Genomic DNA, 24,645 nt, shown 5'->3' on the forward strand with positions numbered 1-24,645 from the left:
CGAGAGAAGCCCCTCCATTCGTGGAGGGGCTTCTCGTCGTTAACGGGCCGGGGCGGCAGCGGCCGTCGACGAGTTCACCCCCCTCGCCCGTGCCGGCTGTGCCGGCGCGTCAGCCGCGGTCGGGGAACCCGTGCGGGAGCGCCGCGAGCGTCGGCGCGAGCTGCTCGAGCCGTGCGCGCTCCCGCTCGAGCGCCGTGGCCTCGCGCTCGCGCCGGAGGACGGCGACGGCGGCGAGGAAGAGCTCGGGATCGACGTCGGGCACGGGGGAGACAGACAGGGCCGCATCGCGGGCGAGCGCGGCGGCGAGCCGCTGGCGGGTGGCGGGTGTGTGCCCGCCGGCCTGGGCGAGGAACTGGGCGATCCGACGCGAGAGCGCGTCGGGCAGGCGGGCGACGTCGGCCGTCGACGCCCACTCGGCGAGCTCCGGGGGCACCCCGAAGGTCCGCTGCTGCGGTCGCGCCAGTCGCTCGTACTGGCTGTAGGTGCCGGCGATCAGATCGCCCAGGCGCTTCGCGCGGGTGTTGAGCATCGCCACCATGACGGCGAGGCCGCCGGCGGTGAGGACGATCTCGAAGAGACCGACGAACGACCGGATGGCGGCGTGACGGAACGACACGGCGCCTCCGTCATCGCGCACGACCCGATCGCCGAGTGCCCAGCGGCCGAGGGACTTCCCCTGGGAGGCCGTCTCCACCACGGCGGGGACGATGACGAGCCCGAGCACTGCGCTGGAGATCGCGACGGCGCCGTAGAGATTCTCGGGGAGTCCGAGCGTCGGCGCCGTCTCGAGCAGAAGCCAGATGAGCAGCCCCGTGCCGATCCCGTAGACGAGGTAGTCGATCGCGGCCCCCGCCGCGCGGAGGATGACGCTCGTCGCACGGATCTGGAGGGCCACGGCCTCGCCCGTGAGCAGCTCCCGCTCGGCGTCGTAGTCCGTCCCGTTCGGGATCGGAGCCGCCGCGGAACCGGACATGTCATCATCTAAACAGATGGACCTCGACGCGTACTCCGCCGCCCACGCCGACGAGTGGGATCGCCTCGACGCGCTCGCACGTCGCCGTCGCTTCGCCGGCCGCGACGCCGATGACCTCATCGACCACTACCAGGCCGCGGCGACGCACCTGTCCGCGATCTCGACGACCGCGGGCGATGTTCCGCAGCGCGAGCGCCTCTCCGTGGCGCTGTCGCGGGCGCGCCTGCGGTTCACCGGCGCGCAGGCGGAGCCGCTCGCGCAGCTGGCGCGGTACGCGACGCGGGAGGTCCCGGCGGCGCTGCACCGCATCCGATATCTGACGCTCGTGATCGCCGTCGTCTTCTCGGTCGTCGCGACCCTCTACGCGCTGTGGATCGGGTCGACCCCCGAGGTTCTCGCGAGCCTCGGCGACTACGAGTCGCTGCGGCGGTACGCCGAGCAGGACTTCGTCAACTACTACTCCGAGTCGTCGGAGGCCTCGTTCGCCGGGCAGGTCTGGGTCAACAACGCCTGGATCGCGGCGCAGTGCGTCGCCTTCGGCATCTCGGGCTTCTGGGTGCCGGTCGTGGTGCTGCAGAACGCCCAGGGCGTCGGCCAGAGCGCCGCGATCATGGCCGAGTTCGGGCGCCTCGACGTCTTCTTCCTCAACATCGCCCCGCACGGCCAGCTCGAGCTCTACTGCATCTTCGTCGCCGCGGCCGCGGGCCTCATGATCTTCTGGTCCTGGGTCGCCCCGGGCTCGCGCACGCGGCTGCAGGCCCTCGCCGAGGATGGCCGCGCCCTGTTCGCCGTGATCGGCGGACTCGTCGTCGGGCTCCTCGTGAGCGGCATCGTCGAGGGCTTCGTCACGCGGCAGGAGTGGCCCGACGTGATCCGCATCGGGATCGGCAGCCTCGCGCTCGCCTGGTTCCTGTGGCTGCAGTGGATCGTCGGCCGCGCCGCGGCGCGCGACGGCGAGACGGGCGACCTGGACCCGATCAGCCGGGGGGCTCGCGTCGTCGTCGCCGGCTGAGCGGGCATCCTGAATCGATCGTATTTTTGACCTGTTCATGAAAACGAGTACGGTCGAGAGGTGCCCGTGACCGATGAGACGCTGCTCCGCGAGGCCGGCCTGCGGGTGACCGCCGGTCGACTGGCGGTGCTGCGCGCTCTCGAGCGGATGCCGCACAGCGAGGCCGATCGCATCCACGCTGCCCTCGCGGCGGACGGCGCGAGGCTCACGCTGCAAGCGGTGCACAACGTGCTCGGCGACCTCACGGCAGCCGGCGTCCTGCGGCGCATCGAACCCGCGCGGAGCCCCGCGCGCTACGAGCGCCGCATCGGCGACAACCACCACCACGTCGTCTGCACGCAGTGCGGCGCCGTGGGCGACGTCGACTGCGTGGTCGGCGACGCGCCCTGCCTCGTGCCCTCGAGCACGGGCGGGTTCACGGTGACGACCGCCGAGGTGACGTTCTGGGGCCTGTGCCCCGCCTGCGCAGCCTGAATCCAGCGCGGATGCCCGTGGCGAGCGGGCGCTCGTGCGTGCGCCGAGCACGATTCGTTCCCCCATCCCAGAAGGAGCTCCTCCGCGTGACCAGCCACACCACGACCACCTCCGGCGCGCCCGTCGCGAGCGACCAGCACTCGCAGACCGTCGGCGCCGACGGCGTCATCCCCCTCACCGACCACTACCTGGTCGAGAAGCTCGCCCAGTTCAACCGCGAGCGCGTGCCGGAGCGCGTCGTCCACGCCAAGGGAGGCGGCGCCTTCGGCGTCTTCGAGACGACCCACGACGTGTCGGCGTACACGCGCGCCGCGCTCTTCCAGCCCGGGGTCACGACCGAGACCCTCGCGCGCTTCTCGTCGGTCGCCGGCGAGCAGGGCAGCCCCGACACGTGGCGCGACCCGCGCGGCTTCGCGCTGAAGTTCTACACCTCCGAGGGCAACTACGACCTCGTGGGGAACAACACCCCCGTCTTCTTCATCAAGGACGGCATCACGTTCCCCGACTTCATCCGCTCGCAGAAGCGTCGGCCGGGATCGGGGCTGCGCGACCACAACATGCAGTGGGACTTCTGGACCCTGCAGCCCGAGTCGTCGCACCAGGTGACGTGGCTCATGGGCGACCGGGGCATCCCGACGTCATGGCGCCACATGGATGGCTTCGGCTCGCACACCTACCAGTGGATCAACGCCGCGGGCGAGCGCTTCTGGGTGAAGTACCACTTCCGCACCGAGCAGGGGCACGAGACGCTCACGCAGGAGCAGGCCGACCGCATCGCCGGCGAGGACGCGGACCTGCACCGCCGTGACCTGTTCGAGGCGATCGAGCGCGGCGAGCACCCCTCGTGGCAGCTGTCGGTGCAGGTCATGCCGTACGAGGAGGCGAAGACCTACCGCTTCAACCCCTTCGATCTCACGAAGGTGTGGCCGACGGCCGACTACCCGCTGATCCCGGTCGGCCGTCTGACGCTCAACCGCAACCCGGAGAACTTCTTCGCGCAGATCGAGCAGGCGACCTTCGCGCCGTCGAACTTCGTGCCCGGCATCGCCGCGAGCCCCGACCGCATGCTGCAGGCGCGCATCTTCAGCTACGCCGACGCGCACCGCTACCGCGTGGGCACGAACCACGCGCAGCTGCCGGTCAACGCTCCGAAGACCGAGGCGCACGCGTACTCGAAGGAGGGCGCGATGACGTACTCCTTCCCGCCCGCGACCCAGCCCGTCTACGCGCCCAACTCCTTCGGCGGCCCGCACGCCGACGCCGAGGCCCACGGCCCCGACCGCGGCTGGGAGATGGACGGCGAGCTCATCCGCACCTCGGCGACCGTGCACGCGGACGACGACGACTACGGCCAGGCGCGCGAGCTCATCACCCGCGTCATGGACGACGCCCAGCGCGACCGCCTCGTCTCGACGATCATCGGGCACGTCTCGGGCGTGACGATCCCCGAGCTGCGGGAGCGCGTCATCCAGTACTGGACGAGCATCGAGCCCGGCATCGGCGCGCGCGTCGCGGCGGGCCTGCCCGAGATCTCCGACCCGCAGTCGACCCTCGTGCCGGAGCCGACCGCGGCGAAGTAGCGGGCATCTGCCGCTGACGGGCCGTCCCTCCTCACGGAGGGGCGGCCCGTTCCGCTTGGCCGCGACACGCCGATCACGAGAACATCTCGACACACATGCCGGGAATGCATATGCTCGACATGCAACCATCGGTCGGATGCTCCGGCCGGGTCTCGAAGGAGTCGCCATGTCGGTGCGCCACGGCCTGCTCGCCCTGCTCTCGCAGGCGCCGAGCTACGGCTACCAGCTGAAGATCGAGTTCGAGCGCCGCACGGGCGACTCCTGGCCCGTCAACGTCGGCCAGGTCTACAACACCCTCGACCGGCTCGAGCGCGACGGGCTCGTGGCGAAGGGCGAGACCGACGGCGACGGTCACGTCTTCTACGCGATCACCGATGCCGGTCGCGCGGAGGCGCGATCCTGGCTCGAGGGGCCCGTGGTGCGCAGCGCGGCCGCGCGCGACGAGCTCGCGGTCAAGCTCGCGCTCGCCGTGACCCTGCCGGACGTCGACCCCGAGGCGATCATCCACGCTCAGAGGGTCGCGACGATCCGGTCGCTGCAGGAGCTCACCCGATCGAAGGCGGCCGGCGGCGACCCGGACTCGCCGGAGGAGTTCGCGTGGCAGCTCGTCGTCGACGCGCTCATCTTCCAGGCGGAGGCCGAGGTGCGATGGCTCGAGCACTCGGAGGCGAGGATCCGGCGGCTGAGGGCGCGAGCCGTCGCGGGAGGCGCGGCCGGTGGGACCACGATGTCGACCCCGCGCACAGCCCCTGCCGAGCTGCCCGCCGGCCTCCCTGCGGCCACGTCGACGGCGAGCGCCCGATGAGCCGCGAGCGGATCGGCGCGAGCGAGCTGCTCCGCCTCGACGCCGTCGCGATGCACTACGGATCCGGCGAGAACTCGGTCACGGCCCTCGCGGGCGTCGACCTGTCGGTCAGGCGCGGCGAGCTCGTCGCGATCATGGGCGCCTCCGGCTCGGGGAAGTCGACGCTGCTGACGATCGCCGGAGGGCTCGTGACCCCCACGAGCGGCGAGGTCGTCATCGACGGGCAGTACCTGCGCGACGCGAAGCCGGCGCAGCTCGCGGCGATCCGCCGCCGCACGCTCGGCTTCGTCTTCCAGGACTTCAACCTCGTGCCTGCGCTCACCGCCCTCGAGAACGTGAGCCTCCCGCTCGAGCTCGACGGCTGGAAGCGCTCGAAGGCCCGCCGCGCCGCCCTCGACGCCCTGCACCTCGTCGAGCTCGACGACCGCGCCGACCATTTCCCCGACGACCTGTCGGGCGGCCAGCAGCAGCGCGTCGCGATCGCCCGCGCCGTCGTCGGCGGCCGTGCCCTCATCCTCGCCGACGAGCCCACGGGAGCCCTCGACTCGCAGACCGGCGAGCTCGTGCTGCGGATGCTGCGCTCGCGCATCGACGAGGGCGCGGGCGGCATCCTGGTCACCCATGACGCGCGGCACGCCGCCTGGGCCGACCGCATCGTGTTCCTCCGCGACGGTCGCGTGGTCGACGAGAGCCGCCGCGACGACCCGAGCGAGCTCCTGGCGGCGGGCGCGTGAGCGAGTCGCGCACCGCGCGGCCCCCGCTGCGATTGGCGCTGCTCCTCGCCGCCCGCAACGCGCGCCGTTCGGTGGGGCGCAGCATTCTCATCGCGCTCATGATCGCCGTGCCCGTCGCGGGCATGTCGGCGACGGCCGTCGTCGTCGCGAGCTCGAACCCGACGCCGAGCGAGCTCGCCGAGCTGCATCTCGCTGACGCTGGGTCGATCATCCAGGTCGTCGGTGCGCCCGGCACCGTCGCCCGACAGGCTGCGTTCGCGCCTCTTCAGGGCTACTGGGATCAGACCGATCCGACCGCGTCGATCGACGAGTTCGAGGGTCTCGTCGACCCCGCGTCCGTGATCGACGGGCGCGTCGTCGCGGTCATCGGCACCGTCGCGACCCTCGACACGGGGGAGCGGCTGCGGCAGGTGCAGGCGACGGCCGGCGACGTGTTCGTCGACGAGCTCGCCGGGCGCTTCGACCTGGTTGAGGGCCACGCGCCCGAACGCGACCGCGAGCTCGTCGTGTCACCGTCTCTCGCCGACGAGCTCGGCCTCGCCATCGGCGACGCCGTCTCGACGCAGCCCGACGGCGTCGAGCGCATGATCGTCGGCATCGGGCGCAGCGCCCACGACCCCGACGATGCCCTGCGCGTGTTCGGCACCGTCAGCGGGCTCGACGCCGAGGCCGTCGGTGACCGCACGTTCGGAGCGACCTACTTCGCGCTCGATGCGGATCTTTCGTGGTATGACGTGCTGGCGCTCAACGATCAGGGGCTCATCGCGACATCACGCGAGATCATTCTCGGCGGCGGCCCGTACCCGGGAGCGATACCGCAGGACCCTCTCGCTTCCTTCTTCGGATTCCAGGGCCAGTTTCTCGCGCTCGCCGCGATGATCGGGGCATTCCTGCTGCTGCAGGTCGTGCTGCTCGCCGGCGCCGCGTTCATGGTCGGGGCTCGCCAGCAGCAGCGCTCGCTCGCGGTGCTCGCGAGCGTCGGCGCTGACCGGCGGCTCATGCGAACGGTGGTCACCACCGGCGGGCTCGTGCTCGGCCTCGTCGGCTCAGCGCTCGGAGTAGCCCTCGGCGTCGGAGCTGCGGCCGTCTTCATGGAGCTCACGCGCTCCGGCAGCGCCCTCCAGTACGCCGGCTTCCATGTCGACCTCGTCGTGATCGCGGCGACCATCGTTGTGGCTACCGGTGCGGGATGGCTCGCGGCCGTCGTGCCTTCTCGAGTGGCGACGCGCGTGGACATCGTCGCGGCGCTCCGCGGGGCGCGCCGTCCGCCCGTCGTCGGCGCCGGTGCCCGGCGAGCCGCGATTGCTGTACTCGTGATCGGTGCTGCCGTGCTCGTGAGCGGTGGTGCGCTCCTCGTCGTGCTGCGCACCCTCGAGGAGTACCCGCCGATCGCTGACGGCATCGCGGTCGCGGCGATCGCGCTCGGGGCCGTGATCCTGCAGCTCGGGGCGGTGCTCGCGCTCCCGATGGTGCTGCGGTCTGTCGCGCGCGCGACCTCCTCCGCGCGCACCTCGGTGCGTCTCGCCGCACGCGATTCCGCCCGCAACTCGGGTCGCACGGTGCCCGTCGCCGCCGCCGTCATGACCACGGTCTTTCTCGCGAGCTTCCTCATGAGCGTGTTCGGCGCTGTCCAGCTCGAGAGCGAGAAGTGGTACACGCCGCAGGCACCCATGAACGCTGTCGTCATGTCGGTGCGCACGGCTGACCCGACCACGAGCGAGTTCCGGCCGATTGACGACGTCGACGCTGTGCTCGCTGGGGTCGCCGAGATCGCCGACAGCGAGGCGACACTCGTCGAGGGCGTCTACATCCGCAATTACTGGGGCTTTGACGAGAGGTCGGGCGCGCCGATCCTTCCCCCTGAAGGCACCGAGACGCTCACGGTCGCTCTCGACGTAGACCAGGTCTGCCTGTCGTTCCTTGGTCCTCCCGTCGATGCGAGCCCCGAAGAACTTGGTGCGTTCGATGCGGCCGCGGGCGATGACCCTCGCTGCGCGCCGGGAGCCGGGCAGATCCTTTTCGTGGACAACCCGTTCTTCGCGGACAGCATCCGCGTAGGCGATCCAGAGGTGCTCGAGGCGGCGACCGGAATGACGCTCACTGCGGAATCGCGACGTGTGCTCGACGGCGGCGGAGTCGTCGCGATCCACCCCGAGTACGTGGTCGACGGTGAGGCGCTGTTGCGCTGGGTCGACTCGGTCGAGCTCGCCGAGGGGCTTGCCGGGAGCATCCACCGGCTCGATTCTCTGAGGGAGGTGACGCTGCCGGCCGCGGTGCAGGTTCCCCCTATCCCGGTTCCCGGCGCACTCCTCATGCTCCCGGAGACCGCGCGGGCTCTCGACCTCGAGGTGACACCCACCGCCGTCATCGCACAGACCGTCTTCGCTCCGGGTGCCGCCGAACGTGATGCCCTCCTCGACCTCTCGCGCGACCTCACGGGCGACCCCTGGGGCCTCCCTACCGCGGTGGAATCTGGGCCCGACGACATCGTCGGCATCGCCGCCTGGGTGCTCGTCGGCGTGAGCGGCGCGATCGCCCTCACGGCCTCGGCGATCGCGATCGGTCTCGCGCGCATCGACGGCCGGCGCGACGAGGCGATCCTCGGCGCGATGGGCGCGACGCGTCGACTGCGCCGCGCGGTCAGCTTCTGGCAGGCGGTGCTTCTCGCGGGCATCGGCGCCGTCGTCGGTGCGAGCCTCGGCCTTCTTGCGGCGGGCGCACTCGCGCTGCCGGGCGGCCCGATGCTGTTCGCGCCGCCGCTCCTCCAGCTCGCGATCGCCGCCCTCGGCGTTCCCCTGGTCATCGCCGTCGGCGCCTGGCTGCTCGCGGGCCGCGCCACGGCCCTCCCGACCGATCGCTCAGCGATCGCCTGACCGTCGGGCGGCCGGCCGTTTTTCGACGACCGGCCCGGCCGCCCGACCACCTCTCCGAAGAGAGGAGCCGTCGAAGAGCGGGCCCTACAGCCGCCCGGCGGCCTTGTACGCGAGGTACCGGTCGGCGACGGCGGGCGGCAGCTCGAGCGGCGCGGCCGTCACGACGTCGGCGCCGAGGCGCTGCACCGCCGCGGCGACGCGCTGAGCATCCAGCATCGCTCGCTCGGCGGCCGCGGCGCGGTAGACGGATGCCCGGTCCGAGCGGTCCTCCGCCGCTGACAGCAGCGCCGGGTCGGTGACCGCCGCGACGAGCACGAGGTGCGTGCGCGTCAGCTGCGGCAGCATCGCGAGCAGCTGGCGCGTCGAGCCGGGCGACTCCAGCGGCGTGCACAGCACGACGAGCGAGCGCTGCGAGGTCATCGAGCGCACGAGGCCGGGCACGGCCGTCCAGTCGGTCTCGAGCAGCTCGGGGTCGATGGGCGCCATCGTGTCGACGAGCTTCGCGAGCAGGTCGGCGCCGCGCGCGCCCTGCACCCGCCCGCGCACGCGCCGGTCGAACACGGCGACGTCGACGCGGTCGCCCGCGCGATCGGCGAGGGCCGCGAGCAGCAGCGTCGACTCGAAGGCCGTGTCGATGCGCGTCTCGTCGGCGATGCGCGCCGCGGCGGTGCGCCCCGAGTCGACGATGACGACGACGTGCCGGTCGCGCTCGGGCCTCCACGTGCGCACCATGAGCGTCGGCGCGGGCGACCCCGCGGGCCCCGGTCCGCCAGCGCGTCGCGCCGTCGCGCGCCAGTCGATCGAGCGCACATCGTCGCCGCGCACGTACTCGCGCAGGCTGTCGAACTCGGTGCCCTGCCCGCGCACCATGAGGGAGGTGCGACCGTCGAGCTCGCGCAGGCGGGCGAGCCGCGAGGGCAGGTGGCGCCGCGCCGCGAACTCGGGCAGCACGCGAATGCCTCCGGGCACGAGGATGCTCGCCTGACGCCCCGCGAGCCGCATCGGCCCGATCGCGCGAATGGTCACCATCGCAGCCCTCCGCTCACCGCGTCGCCACGGCCTCAGCACGCTGCGCACCGCGCGGCGCTCGCCGGCGGGCACGTCGATCCGCTGACGCCGGGGGGTCGCGCCCGCCGAGGGCTCCCAGGCGTCGCGGATCACGCCGCGCAGGCGTCGCCGCGAGCCGTTCGTCACGAGCAGGGTCACCTCGGCCTGCTCGGTCAGACGCACGCGATCGGGGCCCGACCGCGCGAGCGACGCGGCGCGCGGGGAGGCCGCGAGCGCGGCATCCACCGCCAGGAGCACGAGGCAGAGACCGACCCAGCCGACGTACGCCCATCCGTTCGACAGCAGCACGACGGGCACGACGCCGAGGGCGACGAGCGCGACGAACCACCCCGTCACGGCCATGGCTACAGCGGGACCTGGGTCTGCTGCACGACCGAGCGCAGGATGGTGTCGGCCGAGACGCCCTCGAGCTCCGCCTCCGGGCGAAGGCCGATGCGGTGGCGCCACACGGGAAGGATCATCTGCTGCACGTGGTCGGGCGTGATCGCCTCGGCTCCCGAGAGCCACGCCCACGCCTTCGTCGCGGCGAGCAGGGCCGTCGTGCCGCGGGGGCTCACGCCGAGGCGCACCGACGGGCTCTGGCGGGTGCCGCGTGCGAGGTCGACGAGGTAGGCGAGCAGCTCGGGCGTCGCGCCCACCCGCGCGACGGCCGCCCGCGCGGCGACGATCTGCTCTGCGCCGAGCACGGGCCGCAGGCCCGCCGCGGTGAGGTCGCGGGCGCTGAAGCCGTCGGCGAGGCGCTGCAGCACCTCGATCTCGGAGTCGCGCGCGGGCAGGTCGAGCACGAGCTTGAGCAGGAAGCGGTCGAGCTGCGCCTCGGGCAGCGTGTAGGTGCCCTCGTACTCGACGGGGTTCTGCGTGGCGGCGACGACGAACGGCTCGGGCAGGGGGTGGGTCGTGCCGTCGACGGTGACCTGGCGCTCCTCCATGGCCTCGAGCAGCGAGGACTGCGTCTTCGGCGGAGTTCGGTTGATCTCGTCGGCGAGCAGGATGTTCGTGAACACCGGCCCGCGCCGGAACTCGAAGTCGCCGTTCTTCGCGTCGTAGACGACCGAGCCCGTGACGTCGCCCGGCATGAGGTCGGGGGTGAACTGCACGCGCGTGGTGGTGAGGCTGAGCGCGTGGCTGAGCGAGCGCACCAGCAGCGTCTTCGCGACGCCCGGGACGCCCTCGAGCAGCACGTGCCCGTTCGCGAGCAGCGCGACCATGAGGCCGCTCACGGCCGCATCCTGACCGACGACGGCCTTGCCCACCTCGCTCCGCACGTTCGCGAAGGATGCCCGCAGGTCGCTGTCCATGGTGTTCTCCTCTTATCGGGTGGTCGGGTCGGGTCGGTCGGCGGGGCGCTCGCCGGGTCCGTCGTCGGCGAGGGCGACGCGGCGCTGGACGAGGCGCTCGAGCTCGAGCAGCTCGTCCGAGAGGGCGACGAGCTCCCCGTCGTCGCGGGGCTCGCGGTCGACGAGCAGCGCGCGCAGGCCGGCGCGATCGCGACCGGTGATGCCCGAGACGGCGGTCACGATGTCGTCGAGCCCGGCCGCGCTGCCGAGCGCGAGCCCCTCGGCGAGGCGCCGCAGCGTGCCGACCCGCAGCGCGTCGAGGGCGCGCAGTCGCGATCCTTCGCGGGCGTACAGGCGCGCGCGGCCCTCCATCGTCTCGGTCGTGCGCACGACGACGGGAAGGTTCTCGATCACGACGGGCCCGAGCCGGCGGCCGCGCCACACGGCGGCGGCGAGCCCCACGGTCAGGGCGAGCCACGCGACGGGATTCACCCAGCCGGGGTAGAGCTCCGACAGCGCGGTCGCGCCGCCCGCGATGTCGGCGGTCGACGCCACGTACCAGACGAGGCGCGGATGCTCTCCCGTGAGCCCGAGCGCGAGAGCGGCGTTGCCCTCCCGACCGATGAGGCCGTTCTGCACGACGCCGCCCGCGCCGAGCAGGTGGAGTGCTCCGCCCGCCGGCTGGTCGAGCGACACGAGCGCAGCGCCGCCCTCGCCCTCCCCGCCGGGGAAGCAGACCTGCACGCCGGCTGCGCCGAGGTCGGCCGCTGTCGCACCCGAGGCGTCGAGCCCCAGCCCGTCGGCGGTGATCGAGCCGGCGCGCAGCGCGGCCGGGAGAGAGCATCCGGCCTCGTCGCGGACGCCGCCCAGGGAGGGGACGCCGGGCGCGATCGCCGGGGCGAGAGCGCCGACCGCGGGGGCGGGCGGCTCGACGAGGACGAGCGAGGCCGCCGCGCCGTCGAGCTCCCGCCACTGCTCGGCGGTCAGGACGGTGCGAGGGTCGGCGGCGACGAGCGTCGTGGTGGCAGGGTCGTCGATCGCGGCGAGGGCGTCGTCGAGCGTCTCAGCGGCGACGACGTCGATGCCCGCGTCGCCGAGCACCTGGACGAGCGCGCGGGATCCGGCCGGGGCGGCTTCGTCGGCGGAGAACCGCTCCGCCTCGGTCGTCGATCGGGTGGTGAGCCCGTAGACGGCGGCGAAGGCGAGGAGGAGGGCGGCGAGGACGATCCAGAACAGCGCGCGGCGAAGGGTGCGGCGCACCGTGGGCGTCACGACCTCGCTGCTCGTCATCGGGGAGCCTCGACGAGCTCGGAGGGCACCGTCGGCCGCTCGAGCAGCGGAGAGGAGCGGACGAGGCGGTCGTCGAGCGCCCGGACGCGCTCGTAGCCGGCGCGGTCGCCCTCGTGGTCGAGGTACCGCACCCCGTCGAACAGATCGGCGGCGGCCTCGAGCTCGGCGGCGGCGTCGGGGAACTCTCGCGCGGCCTGCCGGGCCACGGCGTGCGCGGTCGTGCCGGGGAGGAGCGCGACGAGCGTCCGCTCGTCGAGGGAGCGCGCGATCGCCCGGTAGCGGTCGGCGATGGCCGTGCGCCAGTCGTCGCGCGCGGCCGCCGCCGCGGCATCCCGTCTCAGCTCGCGCGCCGTGCGCGCGTCGCTCTCGCCGAACAGGTCGGCGAGCACGGTCGAGCGGCGGCGCCAGCGGGGGAGGCCGTAGATGAGGAGAGCGGCGATGACGGCGAGCGCGATCAGGACGGCGCCGACGATGAGGACGCCGATGGGGAGCCCGCCCGTTCCGCCGAAGCGGAGCCCCGCGAACCACTCGACGATCGACTGCGTCAGCAGGTCGAACCAGGTCGGCTGCGCCTGCGCGTACTCGAGCTTCGCGAGCTCGTCGAGCAGCAGCTCGCGCGCCTCGTCGGCGTCGGGCTCGAGGGGCGCGGCGAGCACGGCAGCGGTGAGGCGGGGTGTCACGACCGAGCGGGAAGGAACGGGTCGTCGGTGCTCGCGCCGGCCGCCCGGGCCTCGACCGTGCGCTGCAGGTCGAGGTCGAGCCCCTCGTCGCGCATGCGGGCGTCGACGTAGAGCAGGGTCGAGCCCGCCGCGAGGAGCACGGCGCCGACTGCGCCCACGACGGCGCTGAGCGCGATCGCGATCGTGTTGATGCCGATGAGGAAGCCCAGGTCGGCGGTGATGTCGCCGGTCGGGTTCACGAGCGCTCCCGCGAAGCCGGAGGCGAGGCTGAACGGTGCGGTGACGACGCTCGCGGCGGTCTGGATCGCGACGGAGAGCAGGAGCATGACGCCGAAGGTGCGCCAGAAGCGACCGGCGATGAGCCGCCGGGATCGGGCGACCGCGTCGCGGAGGGATCGGCGCTCGAGCACGATCGCGGGCGGCACGAAGAGGAGCACGATCCACAGCCAGGATGCGAGCACGGCCATTCCGAGCCCGCCGAGGATGCCGATGAGGACGCCCGCGACGATGCCGGCGACATCGCCGATCGAGACCATGAGGACGATGATCGCCACGAGTATGGCGATCGCCGCGGTGAGCGCCGCGCTGAGCAGGAGCGACCAGCCGACCAGGGCACCCCATCGCCCCCGGCCGCGGGCCCACAGCTGCCGGAAGGTCAGTCGCTCGCCGAGGGTCGCGCTCGCGACCTCGGTCGCGATGACTCCCTGCAGCAGAGCGCCGGCGACGACCGTGAGCGCGGCGGTGAGCAGGGCCGAGAGCAGAACGACGGCGCCCGTGCCGAACGCGATGGCCTCCATGTCCTCCGGCGCGGCGCGTGCGATCCGATCGGTGCCGAGGAGGACGACGGCGGTGACGGCGGCGCCCGCGAGGAAGGTGACGAGAGTCGTCAGGCCGATCGCGACGCCGAACACGGGTCGCGGGTTCCGGCGCAGCACCCGGAAGGTGGTGCCGAAGACGGTGCCGAAGTCGAGGGGCCGCAGCGGGATGAGCCCGGGGCGGGGCGGCGGGGCCCAGCCCGCGGAGGGCGGCGCGGCGGCGGGGGCAGCCCCCGCCGCGTGCCACGGCGAGTCGCCGCCCGGCGGTGTCGGAGCCGCCGAGGCTCCGGGGGACTGCCACGTGGGGCTGTCGGTCATCGTCTCGCGTCCTCTGCGCCGTGGTCGTTCCCTGACGAAGGTATGCTGTCACACTCGTCTAGGCTGGAGCGAACACCCCTCGGGTTCGCTCGACAGGCGCCCCGGATCGGCCAAGGAGGGCCCGAGAGCACCATGACCCCGCGCATCCTCGTCGTCGATGACGACACGGCGCTCGCCGAGATGATCGGGATCGTGCTCCGCGGCGAGGGCTACGACACCTTCTTCTCCCACGACGGAGGCGAAGCGGTCGGCGCGTTCGAGCAGGTCAAGCCCGACCTCGTCCTTCTCGACCTCATGCTGCCGGGCATGGACGGCATCCAGGTGTGCCGCGCGATCCGCGAGCAGAGCGGGACGCCCATCATCATGCTGACCGCGAAGTCCGATACGGCGGATGTCGTGCAGGGCCTGGAGAGCGGAGCCGACGACTACGTCGTGAAGCCCTTCAATCCCAAGGAGCTCGTGGCCCGCATCAAGACGCGCCTGCGGCCCTCGCCCGAGGCCGCGGTCTCGACCCTGCCGATCGGCGACCTCGTCATCGACGTCACCGCCCACGAGGTCAAGCGCGGCGAGAAGGCGATCTCGCTCACGCCGCTGGAGTTCGACCTCCTCCTCGCTCTCGCCATGAAGCCCAACCAGGTGTTCACGCGCGAGATGCTGCTCGAGCAGGTCTGGGGCTATCAGTACAAGGCGGACACGCGCCTGGTCAACGTCCACGTGCAGCGGCTGCGCGCGAAGGTCGAGCTCGACCCCGACGAGCCGCGCATCGTCATGACCGTGCGCGGCGTGGGCTACCGGGCCGGCGCGACGCTCTGATCCGATGCCGCCCTTCGACTGGCGCGACTGGCTCGCCCGGGCCAGGCGGCTGTGGCGCACCTCCCTCCAGCTGCGCACCGTCGCGATCACCGTCGCGCTGTCGACGGTCGCGGTGACGATCATCTCCGGCTACATGTCGCTGAGCATCGCCACGAACCTCTACGAGGCGCGCAAGCAGCAGGTGCTCGCCGAGGCGAGGCAGGCGACGGCGAGCGCGCAGCAGCTCTTCGACTCCTCGGTGACGCAGACCGGCACGATCGACCTCGAGACCGCGAACTCGGCCGCGCAGACGACGATCCGCGCGGCCTCGTCGAACCCGGGCGGCACCCAGTACGCCATCCTCCGCAGCGACGGGCAGTCGACGGCCCAGATCATGCTCTCGGTGACGAGTCGCGAGCTCGACACCTCCGTCATCTCGCCCGAGCTCGAGGCGCAGGTGGCGCAGGGCGACGGCTCGGTCTACGCGCAGGCCGTCTCGCTCACGACGCCGTCCGGCGTCGACCCCGGGATCGTGGTCGGGGGCGCGATCGAGGTGCCGACGGCCGGCCAGTACGAGGTCTACCTCGTCTACAACGTCCGCGACGTGCAGCAGACCCTCGACTTCGTGCAGCAGACCCTGGTGATCGGCTCCCTCCTGCTCGTGCTGACGATCGGGCTCGTGACCTTCTTCGTCGTCCGTCTCGCGATCGCCCCGGTCAGAGTGGCCGCGGACACCGCGGAGAAGCTCGCCGCGGGGCAGCTCGAGGAGCGCATCCCCGAGAAGGGCGAGGACGTCATCGCGACGCTCGCCCGATCGTTCAACCGCATGGCGGACAGTCTCCAGCGCCAGATCACCCAGCTCGCCGACCTCTCGCGGGTGCAGCAGCGCTTCGTCTCCGACGTCTCGCACGAGCTGCGCACCCCGCTCACGACGATCCGCCTCGCCGGCGACGTCCTGTACGACCAGCGCGACCAGTTCGCGCCCGCCACCGCGCGCACCGCCGAGCTCCTGCACACCCAGGTCGAGCGCTTCGAGTCGATGCTCGGCGACCTGCTCGAGATGAGCCGGTTCGACGCCGGCGCGGCATCGCTCGACACCGAGCCGACGAACCTCGTCCGGCTCGTGGAGGACTCGCTCGAGGGCATCCGGCCGCTCGCCGACGAGAAGGGCAGCGAGCTGCGGCTCGTGGCGCCGGGCGGATACTTCGAGGCGGATGTCGACGCGCGGCGTCTGCGCCGCATCCTTCAGAATCTGCTCGGCAACGCCGTCGATCACGGCGAGGGCCGCCCTGTGGTGGTCTACGTCGACTCCGACGCCGATGCGGTGGCCATCGCCGTGCGCGACTACGGGATCGGGATGAGCGCCGAGGAGCTCGAGCGCGTGTTCGACCGCTTCTGGCGCGCCGACCCCTCGCGTCAGCGCTCGACCGGCGGCACGGGGCTCGGCCTCGCCATCGCCACGGAGGACGCGCACCTGCACGGCGGCACGATCGACGTGTGGTCGGCGGAGGGGGAGGGCTCGTGCTTCCGTCTCACCCTGCCCCGCCGCCCCGGCCACCCCGTCACGGGGTCGCCGATCGAGCTCCCGCCCGTCGACCCCCTCGACGCGGCGCTCGCCGAGGCGGGAGGGGGAGCCGATGACTGAGGCGCGAGTCCGCGGAGGCCGCCGGCGCCGCTGGGCGGCGCTCGCCGCCGTCATCCCCGCACTGCTGCTCGCGGCGTGCGTGCAGGTCCCCTTCAGCGGCCCCGTCCAGCCGGGCGGGGAGGTCGAGGAGGACATCGCCGCCGAGTTCGACTTCCTGCCGTCGGGCCCCGCGGAGGGGGCGAGCCAGGAGGAGATCCTCGCCGGATTCCTCGCCGCCACGACCGCCTCGCAGAACAACTACCGCATCGCCCGCCAGTACCTGGCCGAGGGGGCGCAGCAGGTCTGGAACCCCTACGCCGGCACGCTCGTCCGCAGCCGCGAGGGCGTCGTCGCGCGCGTCGACGACACGACGCTCTCGTACACCGCCGCCGTCAGCGCGGAGGTCGACGGCCTCGGACGCTACAGCACGGCGGGCGAGGGCCCGCAGGAGCTCGCGCCGTTCCGCTTCGTCGAGGAGGACGGCGAGTGGCGCATCGCCGAGCTGCAGGACGGCATCCTGATCTCGCAGCAGGCCTTCCCCTCGGCCTTCAACCAGCACTCCGTCTACTACTACGACCCCGCCTTCCAGAACCTCGTGCCCGACCTGCGATGGTTCCCCACGCGGGCGGAGGTCGCCTCGCGGATCGTGCGCGCCGTCCTCGAGCCTCCGACGAGCTGGCTCGAGGGCGCCGTCGTCTCGGCCGTTCCGGAGGGGACCGCGCTCGCGGTCCCCGTCACCGTCGTCGGCGGCGTCGCGCAGGTCGATCTCACCGACGAGGTCCTGCTCATCGACGACGCCCAGCGGCGCGCGCTCAAGCGGCAGCTCGAGGCGAGCCTGCGCAACGTCAGCAACGTCGCGAGCGTGCAGCTCACCGTCGACCAGAACCCCGTCCAGGTCGCCGACGGGCCGCTCGGGCTCGACGTGCCGCCGCAGGTGGATGCGCGACTCCTCCTCCGCACGGAGGAGACCTTCGGCTTCGCCGGCGCGTCGGGCGTCGAGCCGCTCGGCGACCTGACCGATCGCGTGATCGAGCTGGGCGCCACCGCGGTGACCCTCGGCCCCAGCGGGACCCTCGCCGCGGCCCTCACCGAGGCGGGCGTCTGGTCGGTGCGCACGGGCGACATGCCGCCCGGGCTGCTCGACGCCCGCCCGGGACTCGTGGCGCCGAGCGTCGACGGCTACAGCTTCCTCTGGACGGCCACCGCGAGCGGCGCGGGCGGCATCCGAGCGACCGAGCTCGACGGCACCATCCACGCCGTCGAGGCCCCCATCGCCGAGGGCGACCGCGTCGTCTCCCTCGACGTCTCGCGCGACGACGCCCGAGTCCTCCTGCTGCTCGACGGCGGCAGCGGGCCGAGGCTCGTGGTCGCGGCGGTCATCCGCGATCCCGCATCCAACGTGCCGGTGCGGCTCGGGCAGTTCCAGGAGCTCCCGGTCGACGACGGCACGCCGATCGACGCGGCCTGGGTCGACGAGGTCCGCGTCGCCGTGCTCACCTCCGACATCGACGGCGCCCTCGCCCAGCTGCTCGAGATCGGCGGGCGCTCGCGCTCGCTGGGCCGCCCGGCCGACGCCCTCCAGCTCGTCGGCGGCAACGGCGGCGTCGAGGGGCTCCGCGCGCTCACGATCGACGGCGTCGTGCTCGAGCCCCGCGGCTCGGGCTGGCAGAGCACCGGGACGCGCGCGGTGTTCCTCGGCGTGCAGCAGTAGCGCCGCTCGTCCCCCGCCGCGCGCGCCGACGCTGTCACCCCGAACGCGCCGGGGGAGCGGCTCGCGCGTCGCCCGGGCGCCCCACACTTTTGGCGTGACCAGCCCCCTGCGCACCGCACTCCTCGGCTCCCTCCTCGACGCGGCCGCGCTCGTCGCGCCCGTCGACTGCGCGGGATGCGGTGCCCCCGACCGCGCGCTGTGCCCCGCGTGCGCCGCGGGGCTGGCCCCCGCGCCCCGCACCGCGCTGCTCGACGTCGCACCCGGGTGGTCGGTCCCGCTCACGGCGGGGATCCCCTACGAGGGCGTCGCCCGCGCCGTGATCCTCGCCCTGAAGGAGGACGGCCGGACCGAGCTCGCCCGGCCCCTCCGCGCCCCGCTGCTCGCCGCGCTCGATCTCGCCTTCACGCCCCCGGCGGCCCGCGGCGCTCTGCTCGTCCCCGTCCCCGGCTCGCCCGCCGGCCTCGGCCGTCGAGGCTTCCAGCCCGTCGAGCTGCTCGCTCGGCGGGCCGGGCTCGCGACCACGCGGGCGCTCGCGGTCGTCCCGGAGGCCGGCTCGGGGGCCCAGAAGCACCGCACTCTCGCCGCGCGCACACGGGAGCGCGCCGAGCCCCGAGTCGTGCGGCGGCTCCACGGGCGCTCCGTCGTGCTGCTCGACGACGTCGTGACCAGCGGGGCGACCCTGCGCGCCGCGGCGCGCGCCCTCGCGCGAGCGGGAGCCGCGGTCGTGGGCTGCGCCGCGATCGCCGCGACGCCGCGTCGGGACGGGGAGTCGGCCATCCCGTGGACCGTCGCCGCGGCGTCGCCGGCGACGGTCAGCACCTGCATAGGTGACGCAGGGTCGACCGCTATCGGCGCGCCGGTGACTTTGCGCGCGGGGAGGACTAGCGTGTCGTCATGGAAGGCGTGATCACCGCCTGACCGCAGGCGGCACGCTCAACGGTCAAGGAGGTCGACGTGGACATCAGCATCACGGGTCGGAACATCGGGATCACCGACAGGTTCCGGGACTACGCCACCGAGAAGGCGGAGAAGGTCTCCCACCTCGCCGATCGAGCGCTCGTGCTCGAGATCAAGGTCTCGCGCCACCACGAGAAGGCCGGCGGGCACGCAGGAGACGACCGTGTGGAGATGACCCTCGTGGGGCCGGGCCCGGTGGTGCGGGCCGAATCGGCCGGAAGCGACAAGTACGTGGCCTTCGACCTCGCGATCGACAAGCTCCTGGAGCGGCTCAGGCGGGCCAAGGACAAGAAGAAGGTGCATCGCGGCCAGCATCGGCCGGTCTCGCTGCGGGAGGCCTCGGCCGACGGATTCAGCGTCGTCGACATCACGCCGGCCGACGCCGAGATGATCGAGAAGGTCGCCACGGGCGCGAACCCGATCGTCGAGGAGCCCGCCGCCGAGGGCGAGGAGGCTTACTCGCCCGTCGTCGTCCGCGAGAAGGTGTTCCCCGCCGCGTCGATGACCGTCGACGAGGCGGTCGACCAGCTCGAGCTCGTCGGCCACGACTTCTTCCTCTTCATCGACGCGGCCTCCGACCGCCCGAGCGTCGTCTACCGGCGCACCGGCTGGAACTACGGCGTCATCGGCCTCGAGACGGAGGAGGAGGCCCCGGCGAAGAGCCGTCGTCGCGGCTGAGCGCCGCGTCCGCCCCTGAGGCGGGATGCCCGGAGCGCCGGGTGCGCTCACGTCGCGCACCCGGCGCTCTCGCGTCCGCCGCCCGGCACCCGCCGAGCGCACCTTGCTAGCATGGGCCCGCCGCACCTCGCGGTGGGCCGCCGCATGCCCGGGAACGATCCCTCGCGGCGACCCCGAGACCTGAGGGCCCGGATCACGCGGGCTCGATGAGTGGAGTTACCGAAGTGGCGAATGTTCTCGAGCGTGTCCTCCGGGTCGGCGAAGGCCGCATCCTCCGTCGACTGAAGGCCTACGCCGACGCGATCAACCAGCTCGAGGACGACTTCACCGACCTCACCGACGACGAGCTGAAGAACGAGACCGCCGAGCTGCGCGAGCGCTACGGCAACGGCGAGTCGCTCGACGATCTGCTGCCCGAGGCCTTCGCGGCCGTGCGAGAGGCGGCGAAGCGCACCCTCGGCATGCGCCACTTCGACGTCCAGCTCATGGGCGGCGCGGCCCTCCACCTGGGCAACATCGCTGAGATGAAGACCGGTGAGGGCAAGACCCTCGTGGCGACCCTCGCCGCCTACCTCAACGCGATCCCCGCGCGCGGCGTTCACGTCATCACCGTCAACGACTACCTCGCGAGCTACCAGTCCGAGCTCATGGGCCGCATCTTCCGTGCCCTCGGCATGACGACCGGCTGCATCCTCTCCGGGCAGACGCCCGAGGTCCGCCGCCAGCAGTACTCGGCCGACATCACCTACGGCACCAACAACGAGTTCGGCTTCGACTACCTGCGCGACAACATGGCCTGGCAGTCGAGCGACATGGTGCAGCGCGGCCACTTCTTCGCGATCGTCGACGAGGTCGACTCGATCCTGATCGACGAGGCCCGCACGCCGCTCATCATCTCCGGGCCCTCCTCGGGCGAGGCGAACCGGTGGTTCCAGGAGTTCGCGCGCATCGCCACCCGGCTCGTGCCCGGCGAGGACTTCGAGGTCGACGAGAAGAAGCGGACGGTCGGCGTCCTCGAGCCCGGCATCGAGAAGGTAGAGGACTACCTCGGCATCGACAATCTCTACGAGTCGGCCAACACCCCGCTCATCTCCTTCCTCAACAATTCGATCAAGGCCGCGGCGCTGTTCAAGCGCGACAAGGACTACGTCGTCATGAACGGCGAGGTGCTGATCGTCGACGAGCACACCGGCCGCATCCTCGTCGGGCGCCGCTACAACGAGGGCATCCACCAGGCGATCGAGGCCAAGGAGGGCGTGACGGTCAAGGCCGAGAACCAGACCCTCGCGACCGTCACGCTGCAGAACTACTTCCGCCTCTACTCCAAGCTCTCGGGCATGACAGGCACGGCCGAGACCGAGGCCGCCGAGTTCATGAGCACCTACAAGCTCGGCGTCGTCCCCATCCCGACCAATCGCCCCATGCAGCGCATCGACCAGCCCGACCTCGTCTACAAGAACGAGCAGGCGAAGTTCGAGCAGGTGGTGGAGGACATCGTGCGCCGCCACGAGAAGGGCCAGCCCGTCCTCGTCGGCACGACGAGCGTCGAGAAGAGCGAGCTGCTGTCGCGCATGCTCGCCAAGCGCGGCGTCCGCCACGAGGTCCTCAACGCGAAGAACCACGCTCGCGAGGCCGCGATCATCGCGCAGGCCGGCCGCGTCGGCGCCGTCACGGTCGCCACCAACATGGCGGGCCGCGGGACCGACATCATGCTCGGCGGCAACGCCGAGTTCCTCGCCGTCTCCGAGATGAACGGCCGCGGGCTCAGCCCGATCGAGACCCCGGACGAGTACGAGGCGGAGTGGGACGCGGTGTTCGACCGCGTCAAGGAGCAGGTCGCCGTCGAGGCCGAGAAGGTCATCGCCGCCGGCGGCCTCTACGTCCTCGGCACCGAGCGCCACGAATCGCGCCGCATCGACAACCAGCTCCGCGGCCGCTCGGGCCGCCAGGGCGACCCGGGCGAGAGCCGCTTCTACCTCTCGCTGCAGGACGACCTGATGCGCCTGTTCAACGCGGGCGCCGCCGAGGCGCTCATGGGACGGTCGAACGTCCCCGACGACCTCGCGATCGAGTCGAAGGTCGTCAGCCGCGCCATCCGCTCCGCGCAGTCGCAGGTGGAGTCGCGCAACGCCGAGATCCGCAAGAACGTCCTCAAGTACGACGACGTCCTGAACCGGCAGCGCGAGGCCATCTACGCCGACCGCCGCCACATCCTCGAGGGCGACGACCTGCAGGAGCGCGTGCAGACCTTCATCGAGTCGGTGATCACCGAGGTCGTCGATTCGCACACCGCGTCCGGGCACTCGGACGAGTGGGATCTCGATCAGCTCTGGACGGAGCTCAAGACCCTCTACCCTGTCTCCCTGACGATCGACGAGGTCATCAGCGAGGCCGGCGCGAAGCTCACGAGCGGCTTCCTCGTGCGCGAGCTCGTCTCCGACGCCAAGCTCGCCTACGCGAACCGCGAGGAGAGCCTCGGCCGCACCGCGACGCGCGAGCTCGAGCGTCGCGTGGTGCTGAGCGTGATCGACCGCCGCTGGCGCGACCACCTCTACGAGATGGACTACCTGAAGGACGGCATCGGCCTCCGGGCCATGGCCCAGCGCGACCCGCTCGTGGAGTACCAGCGCGAGGGCTTCGCGCTGTTCCAGTCGATGATGGGCCAGATCCGCGAGGACGCCGTGGGCTTCCTGTTCAACCTCGAGGTCGAGGTCACCGGCGGCAAGGGCACGGCGCAGGTCACGGCGAAGGGCCTCAACGCGCCGCAGGCCCCGCAGAACCTCAGCTACACCGCGCCCAGCGCGGATGGCGAGGTGGAGGTCCGGAACCAGCGCGGTCAGCTCCAGCAGGCGGAGACCGCGAAGGCGCGGCAGGCGGCTCCCGCGGCGACCGCTGCCGCGCCGGCCGCTCCGGGCGCCGCGCCCGCGCGCCCGGCCGCCGGCGGCGTCGGCGCCTTCGGCCAGCGGACCGAGGGCGACGCCCCGGCGCCCGCCAATCGCGCTCAGCGCCGCTCGCAGGGCAAGGGCAAGTAGTCCGCCCGGCCGCGCGCTCCGACTCCGCCGTCAGCGGAGGTCGGAGCGCGCGACCGCGACCGATGTGCTGACGAGCAGCGCCGCCAGCACCACGAATACCGCGCCGGAGCCGGCGACGGCCGTCGCCGCGCCCACCGCCACGGGGATGACCGACTGGCCGAGCCGATTGCCGGTCAGGCGCGCGGCGAGCGCGGTGGCGCGCAGCCGCTCCGGCGCGGACCGCGAGACCCACGCCATCGTCACCGGCTGCCCGAGGCCGAGGACGAGCCCGATCACGGCCATCAGGATCACCGCCGACCACGTGGGGGACGGCGGAGCCATGAGCAGCAGGGCGGCCGCCCCGATGGCGCACGCCGCCACGAGGAGCGTCCTGCGCCCGACCCGACGGACCAGCGGCGCGATCCCGACGCGCACGGCGAACGACATCCCCGCCCGCACGGCGAGCAGGATGCTCACGAGCGCGACCGACCAGCCGCGCTCGGCCCCGATCGCGGGCAGGTAGACCGTGAGGACGTCGGTCGCCGTGAGCACGATGGCGCTCGCCCACAGCGCCTTGCCCATGTGCGGGGCGCGGAGCACGGTGCCGAGACCCTCCGACCGAGCCGCATCCGTCTCCGTCTCCGCCACGCGGGCGGTGCGCGCACCGCCCGGGTGGCGCGGCAGACGGGCGGCGGCGACGGCGGCGATGAGGCACAGGGCCGCGGCGAGGACGAAGGTCGGTGCTGTGCCGTAGCGGTCGTCGGCGGCGGTCAGGTCGAAGGCGACGGCGGCCTCGGCGAGACCGCCGGCGACGAGCGGCCCCAGCATCTGGCCGAGCGAGATGGTGGCTCCGAAGAGCCCGAATCGCGCATCCGCCCCCTCGGAGGGCCCCGCGTGGGCCACGATCGCCTGCAGGCCGACGACCGCGAAGATGAGGCCGAGGCCCAGAGCGGCGTGCGCGACGATGAGGCCGGTGATCGAGCCGGATCCCGCATGGGCGGCCGCGGCCCCGCCCATGAGGGCGATGCCGCCGATCGTCGTCGGCCGCGCGCCTCGGCGATCGACGTGCCGCCCGATCGGGATGGCGATGAGGATGGAGAGCGCCCCGAAGGCCAGGGCGAGGAGCCCGAGCTGCTCGACCGACGCGTCGAGCCCGAGTGCGCGATAGGAGGCCATCGGGCGGGTCGCGTGCTGGGCGAACTGCACCAGGAGGGCGACGGCGAGGGCGAGCAGGAGCGTCGGGCGCGCCGCGGCCATTGCGTCCTCTCGCCGACTCGGGGCCGAGGCGACGGCCTGGCCGAATGATTGAGACAGCGTCTCGATCAGCAGTCAAGCAGGGGACGCGGCCGTGCGTCAAGGGGCGCGGCGCGGGGTGAGAGTCAGAGCACGTGGATGGCGCTCGCCCGCCAGCGGCGGTCGAGCCCTTCGAGACGCACGGCGACGGCGCGCGACCGTGCGCGGGAGTTCACGACGACGACAGCCTCGATGATGCCGTCGCGGGGCTCGCAGATGATGGTGGAGCCGAGGGCGAAGGCGGGTCGCACAGCCGGGCGACCGCGAGCGGCGCGGGCGCGGGCCGAGATGACCTGGCGCTTCAAGAGCGTGGAGTACACGTCGTCGGTGACCCAGCGGGCGATCTGCTCGAGCTCGCGCGCACCGGCGAGGATCTCGATGACGCAGCGGGTGAGGTTCTCGACGAGGGGTCGAGGGTCCGGCAGGTCGGCCGTGGAGGTCGGCTGGTAGTCGAAGAACTCCTCGTGCGCGATCCGGGCGTGGATGGTGCGGCCGGAACGTGTGCGCGCTCGAGGCGCGGCGGCACCCTCGGTGCTCGACTCGACGACGGGGGACTCCGCGGGTGCGGCGGCAGAGCTCATTCCCACTCCTCTTCTCCGAGGGATCCAGGCGGCGCCGCTCGCGGGGCGGGTGGCAGACCGTCGCGTTCACCCCCGTTCGGGGGGCTGGATCACTCAACC

At 72.7% G+C, this 24,645-nt stretch carries 19 protein-coding genes, 1 rRNA gene and 1 pseudogene (1 of these 21 only partly in view); 13 read left to right on the top strand and 8 right to left on the bottom strand.

The features are described 5' to 3' along the window. Window positions 1–141, top strand: a 23S ribosomal RNA gene (locus tag ASG83_RS12900) (its annotated part extends 384 nt beyond the left edge of the window); the annotation flags it as partial. A gap of 403 nt (window positions 142–544) precedes the next feature. Here ASG83_RS12900 and ASG83_RS13435 read toward each other — a convergent pair. Continuing rightward, window positions 545–1,093 (bottom strand): annotated as a pseudogene (locus ASG83_RS13435) (RDD family protein); the annotation flags it as partial. Here ASG83_RS13435 and ASG83_RS07620 point away from each other — a divergent pair. The 6 genes from ASG83_RS07620 (at window position 990) to ASG83_RS07645 (ending at window position 8,451) form a co-directional block, all read left to right on the top strand. Then, on the top strand, window positions 990–1,985 hold the full coding sequence (locus tag ASG83_RS07620; RefSeq protein WP_055859493.1) for a stage II sporulation protein M: 996 nt from the start codon (window positions 990–992) through the stop codon (window positions 1,983–1,985). The pseudogene ASG83_RS13435 and the gene ASG83_RS07620 overlap by 104 nt on opposite strands. Before the next feature lie 66 nt (window positions 1,986–2,051). Then, entirely contained in the window at window positions 2,052–2,459 is a 408-nt protein-coding gene (locus tag ASG83_RS07625; RefSeq protein ID WP_082515094.1) for a Fur family transcriptional regulator, read from the top strand. An 86-nt stretch (window positions 2,460–2,545) separates the two neighbouring features. Then, window positions 2,546–4,039, top strand: a complete 1,494-nt coding sequence (locus ASG83_RS07630; RefSeq protein ID WP_055859501.1) for a catalase — start codon at window positions 2,546–2,548, stop codon at window positions 4,037–4,039. Between the two features lie 166 nt (window positions 4,040–4,205). Further along, a complete protein-coding gene (locus tag ASG83_RS07635; protein WP_055859504.1) occupies window positions 4,206–4,844 on the top strand; it encodes a PadR family transcriptional regulator in 639 nt (212 codons plus the stop codon). Further along, window positions 4,841–5,578, top strand: coding sequence for an ABC transporter ATP-binding protein (locus tag ASG83_RS07640; RefSeq protein ID WP_055859509.1), 738 nt, complete (start codon window positions 4,841–4,843; stop codon window positions 5,576–5,578). Before ASG83_RS07635 ends, ASG83_RS07640 begins: the two co-directional genes overlap by 4 nt. Further along, a complete protein-coding gene (locus ASG83_RS07645) occupies window positions 5,575–8,451 on the top strand; it encodes an ABC transporter permease (RefSeq protein WP_055859511.1) in 2,877 nt (958 codons plus the stop codon). Before ASG83_RS07640 ends, ASG83_RS07645 begins: the two co-directional genes overlap by 4 nt. Before the next feature lie 84 nt (window positions 8,452–8,535). On the opposite strand, the gene ASG83_RS07650 is transcribed toward ASG83_RS07645, so the two are convergent. Genes ASG83_RS07650 through ASG83_RS07670 form a run of 5 tightly spaced genes read right to left on the bottom strand, consistent with a single transcriptional unit; the run spans window position 8,536 to window position 13,899 of the window. Further along, complete coding sequence (locus tag ASG83_RS07650) at window positions 8,536–9,861, bottom strand: DUF58 domain-containing protein (protein WP_055859513.1); 1,326 nt, start codon at window positions 9,859–9,861, stop codon at window positions 8,536–8,538. A 2-nt stretch (window positions 9,862–9,863) separates the two neighbouring features. Beyond that, window positions 9,864–10,817 (bottom strand): MoxR family ATPase, encoded by a 954-nt coding sequence (locus ASG83_RS07655; protein ID WP_055859517.1) that lies wholly within the window; start codon window positions 10,815–10,817, stop codon window positions 9,864–9,866. A 12-nt stretch (window positions 10,818–10,829) separates the two neighbouring features. Continuing rightward, window positions 10,830–12,086 (bottom strand): DUF4350 domain-containing protein, encoded by a 1,257-nt coding sequence (locus ASG83_RS07660; protein ID WP_055859520.1) that lies wholly within the window; start codon window positions 12,084–12,086, stop codon window positions 10,830–10,832. Next, window positions 12,083–12,766, bottom strand: coding sequence for a DUF4129 domain-containing protein (locus ASG83_RS07665; RefSeq protein ID WP_055859524.1), 684 nt, complete (start codon window positions 12,764–12,766; stop codon window positions 12,083–12,085). The genes ASG83_RS07660 and ASG83_RS07665 overlap by 4 nt, the downstream gene beginning before the upstream one ends. Continuing rightward, window positions 12,763–13,899: a hypothetical protein gene (locus ASG83_RS07670; protein WP_055859527.1), complete on the bottom strand. Its 1,137-nt coding sequence runs from the start codon at window positions 13,897–13,899 to the stop codon at window positions 12,763–12,765. Before ASG83_RS07670 ends, ASG83_RS07665 begins: the two co-directional genes overlap by 4 nt. A gap of 132 nt (window positions 13,900–14,031) precedes the next feature. On the opposite strand from ASG83_RS07670, the gene mtrA reads away from it, so the two are divergent. From mtrA to secA, 6 genes are all read left to right on the top strand, one after another. After that, entirely contained in the window at window positions 14,032–14,712 is a 681-nt protein-coding gene (gene mtrA, locus ASG83_RS07675; RefSeq protein ID WP_055859532.1) for an MtrAB system response regulator MtrA, read from the top strand. Between the two features lie 4 nt (window positions 14,713–14,716). Continuing rightward, window positions 14,717–16,336 (top strand): MtrAB system histidine kinase MtrB, encoded by a 1,620-nt coding sequence (gene mtrB / locus ASG83_RS07680; RefSeq protein WP_055859535.1) that lies wholly within the window; start codon window positions 14,717–14,719, stop codon window positions 16,334–16,336. Further along, on the top strand, window positions 16,329–18,026 hold the full coding sequence (locus ASG83_RS07685; RefSeq protein ID WP_055859538.1) for a GerMN domain-containing protein: 1,698 nt from the start codon (window positions 16,329–16,331) through the stop codon (window positions 18,024–18,026). Before mtrB ends, ASG83_RS07685 begins: the two co-directional genes overlap by 8 nt. 94 nt (window positions 18,027–18,120) lie before the next feature. Then, window positions 18,121–18,933, top strand: coding sequence for a ComF family protein (locus tag ASG83_RS07690; RefSeq protein WP_055859541.1), 813 nt, complete (start codon window positions 18,121–18,123; stop codon window positions 18,931–18,933). Between the two features lie 47 nt (window positions 18,934–18,980). Further along, window positions 18,981–19,661 carry a ribosome hibernation-promoting factor, HPF/YfiA family gene (gene hpf / locus ASG83_RS07695; protein ID WP_055859544.1) on the top strand — a complete coding sequence of 227 codons (681 nt, stop codon included), beginning with the start codon at window positions 18,981–18,983 and terminating at the stop codon, window positions 19,659–19,661. A gap of 224 nt (window positions 19,662–19,885) precedes the next feature. Further along, window positions 19,886–22,693 carry a preprotein translocase subunit SecA gene (gene secA, locus ASG83_RS07700; protein ID WP_055859547.1) on the top strand — a complete coding sequence of 936 codons (2,808 nt, stop codon included), beginning with the start codon at window positions 19,886–19,888 and terminating at the stop codon, window positions 22,691–22,693. 30 nt (window positions 22,694–22,723) lie between these two features. On the opposite strand, the gene ASG83_RS07705 is transcribed toward secA, so the two are convergent. Together ASG83_RS07705 and ASG83_RS07710 are read right to left on the bottom strand one after the other, a co-directional pair. Continuing rightward, window positions 22,724–23,929 carry an MFS transporter gene (locus ASG83_RS07705; protein WP_055859550.1) on the bottom strand — a complete coding sequence of 402 codons (1,206 nt, stop codon included), beginning with the start codon at window positions 23,927–23,929 and terminating at the stop codon, window positions 22,724–22,726. Window positions 23,930–24,051: 122 nt separating this feature from the next. After that, window positions 24,052–24,546, bottom strand: coding sequence for an Rv3235 family protein (locus tag ASG83_RS07710; RefSeq protein ID WP_055859553.1), 495 nt, complete (start codon window positions 24,544–24,546; stop codon window positions 24,052–24,054). Between the last annotated feature and the right edge of the window lie 99 nt (window positions 24,547–24,645).

The sequence above is a fragment of the Yonghaparkia sp. Soil809 genome, from assembly GCF_001429705.1.
GTDB lineage: Bacteria > Actinomycetota > Actinomycetes > Actinomycetales > Microbacteriaceae > Microcella.

Excerpts from the sequence above, each read along its gene's own strand:
- ASG83_RS07640 (WP_055859509.1), top strand. The coding sequence starts at position 4,841 with ATGAGCCGCGAGCGGATCGGCGCGAGCGAGCTGCTCCGCCTCGACGCC.
- mtrA (WP_055859532.1), top strand. The coding sequence starts at position 14,032 with ATGACCCCGCGCATCCTCGTCGTCGATGACGACACGGCGCTCGCCGAG.
- ASG83_RS07660 (WP_055859520.1), bottom strand. The coding sequence starts at position 12,086 with ATGACGAGCAGCGAGGTCGTGACGCCCACGGTGCGCCGCACCCTTCGC.
- ASG83_RS07685 (WP_055859538.1), top strand. The coding sequence starts at position 16,329 with ATGACTGAGGCGCGAGTCCGCGGAGGCCGCCGGCGCCGCTGGGCGGCG.
- ASG83_RS07670 (WP_055859527.1), bottom strand. The coding sequence starts at position 13,899 with ATGACCGACAGCCCCACGTGGCAGTCCCCCGGAGCCTCGGCGGCTCCG.
- ASG83_RS07710 (WP_055859553.1), bottom strand. The coding sequence starts at position 24,546 with ATGAGCTCTGCCGCCGCACCCGCGGAGTCCCCCGTCGTCGAGTCGAGC.
- mtrB (WP_055859535.1), top strand. The coding sequence starts at position 14,717 with ATGCCGCCCTTCGACTGGCGCGACTGGCTCGCCCGGGCCAGGCGGCTG.
- ASG83_RS07635 (WP_055859504.1), top strand. The coding sequence starts at position 4,206 with ATGTCGGTGCGCCACGGCCTGCTCGCCCTGCTCTCGCAGGCGCCGAGC.
- ASG83_RS07705 (WP_055859550.1), bottom strand. The coding sequence starts at position 23,929 with ATGGCCGCGGCGCGCCCGACGCTCCTGCTCGCCCTCGCCGTCGCCCTC.
- ASG83_RS07655 (WP_055859517.1), bottom strand. The coding sequence starts at position 10,817 with ATGGACAGCGACCTGCGGGCATCCTTCGCGAACGTGCGGAGCGAGGTG.
- ASG83_RS07620 (WP_055859493.1), top strand. The coding sequence starts at position 990 with ATGGACCTCGACGCGTACTCCGCCGCCCACGCCGACGAGTGGGATCGC.
- ASG83_RS07650 (WP_055859513.1), bottom strand. The coding sequence starts at position 9,861 with ATGGCCGTGACGGGGTGGTTCGTCGCGCTCGTCGCCCTCGGCGTCGTG.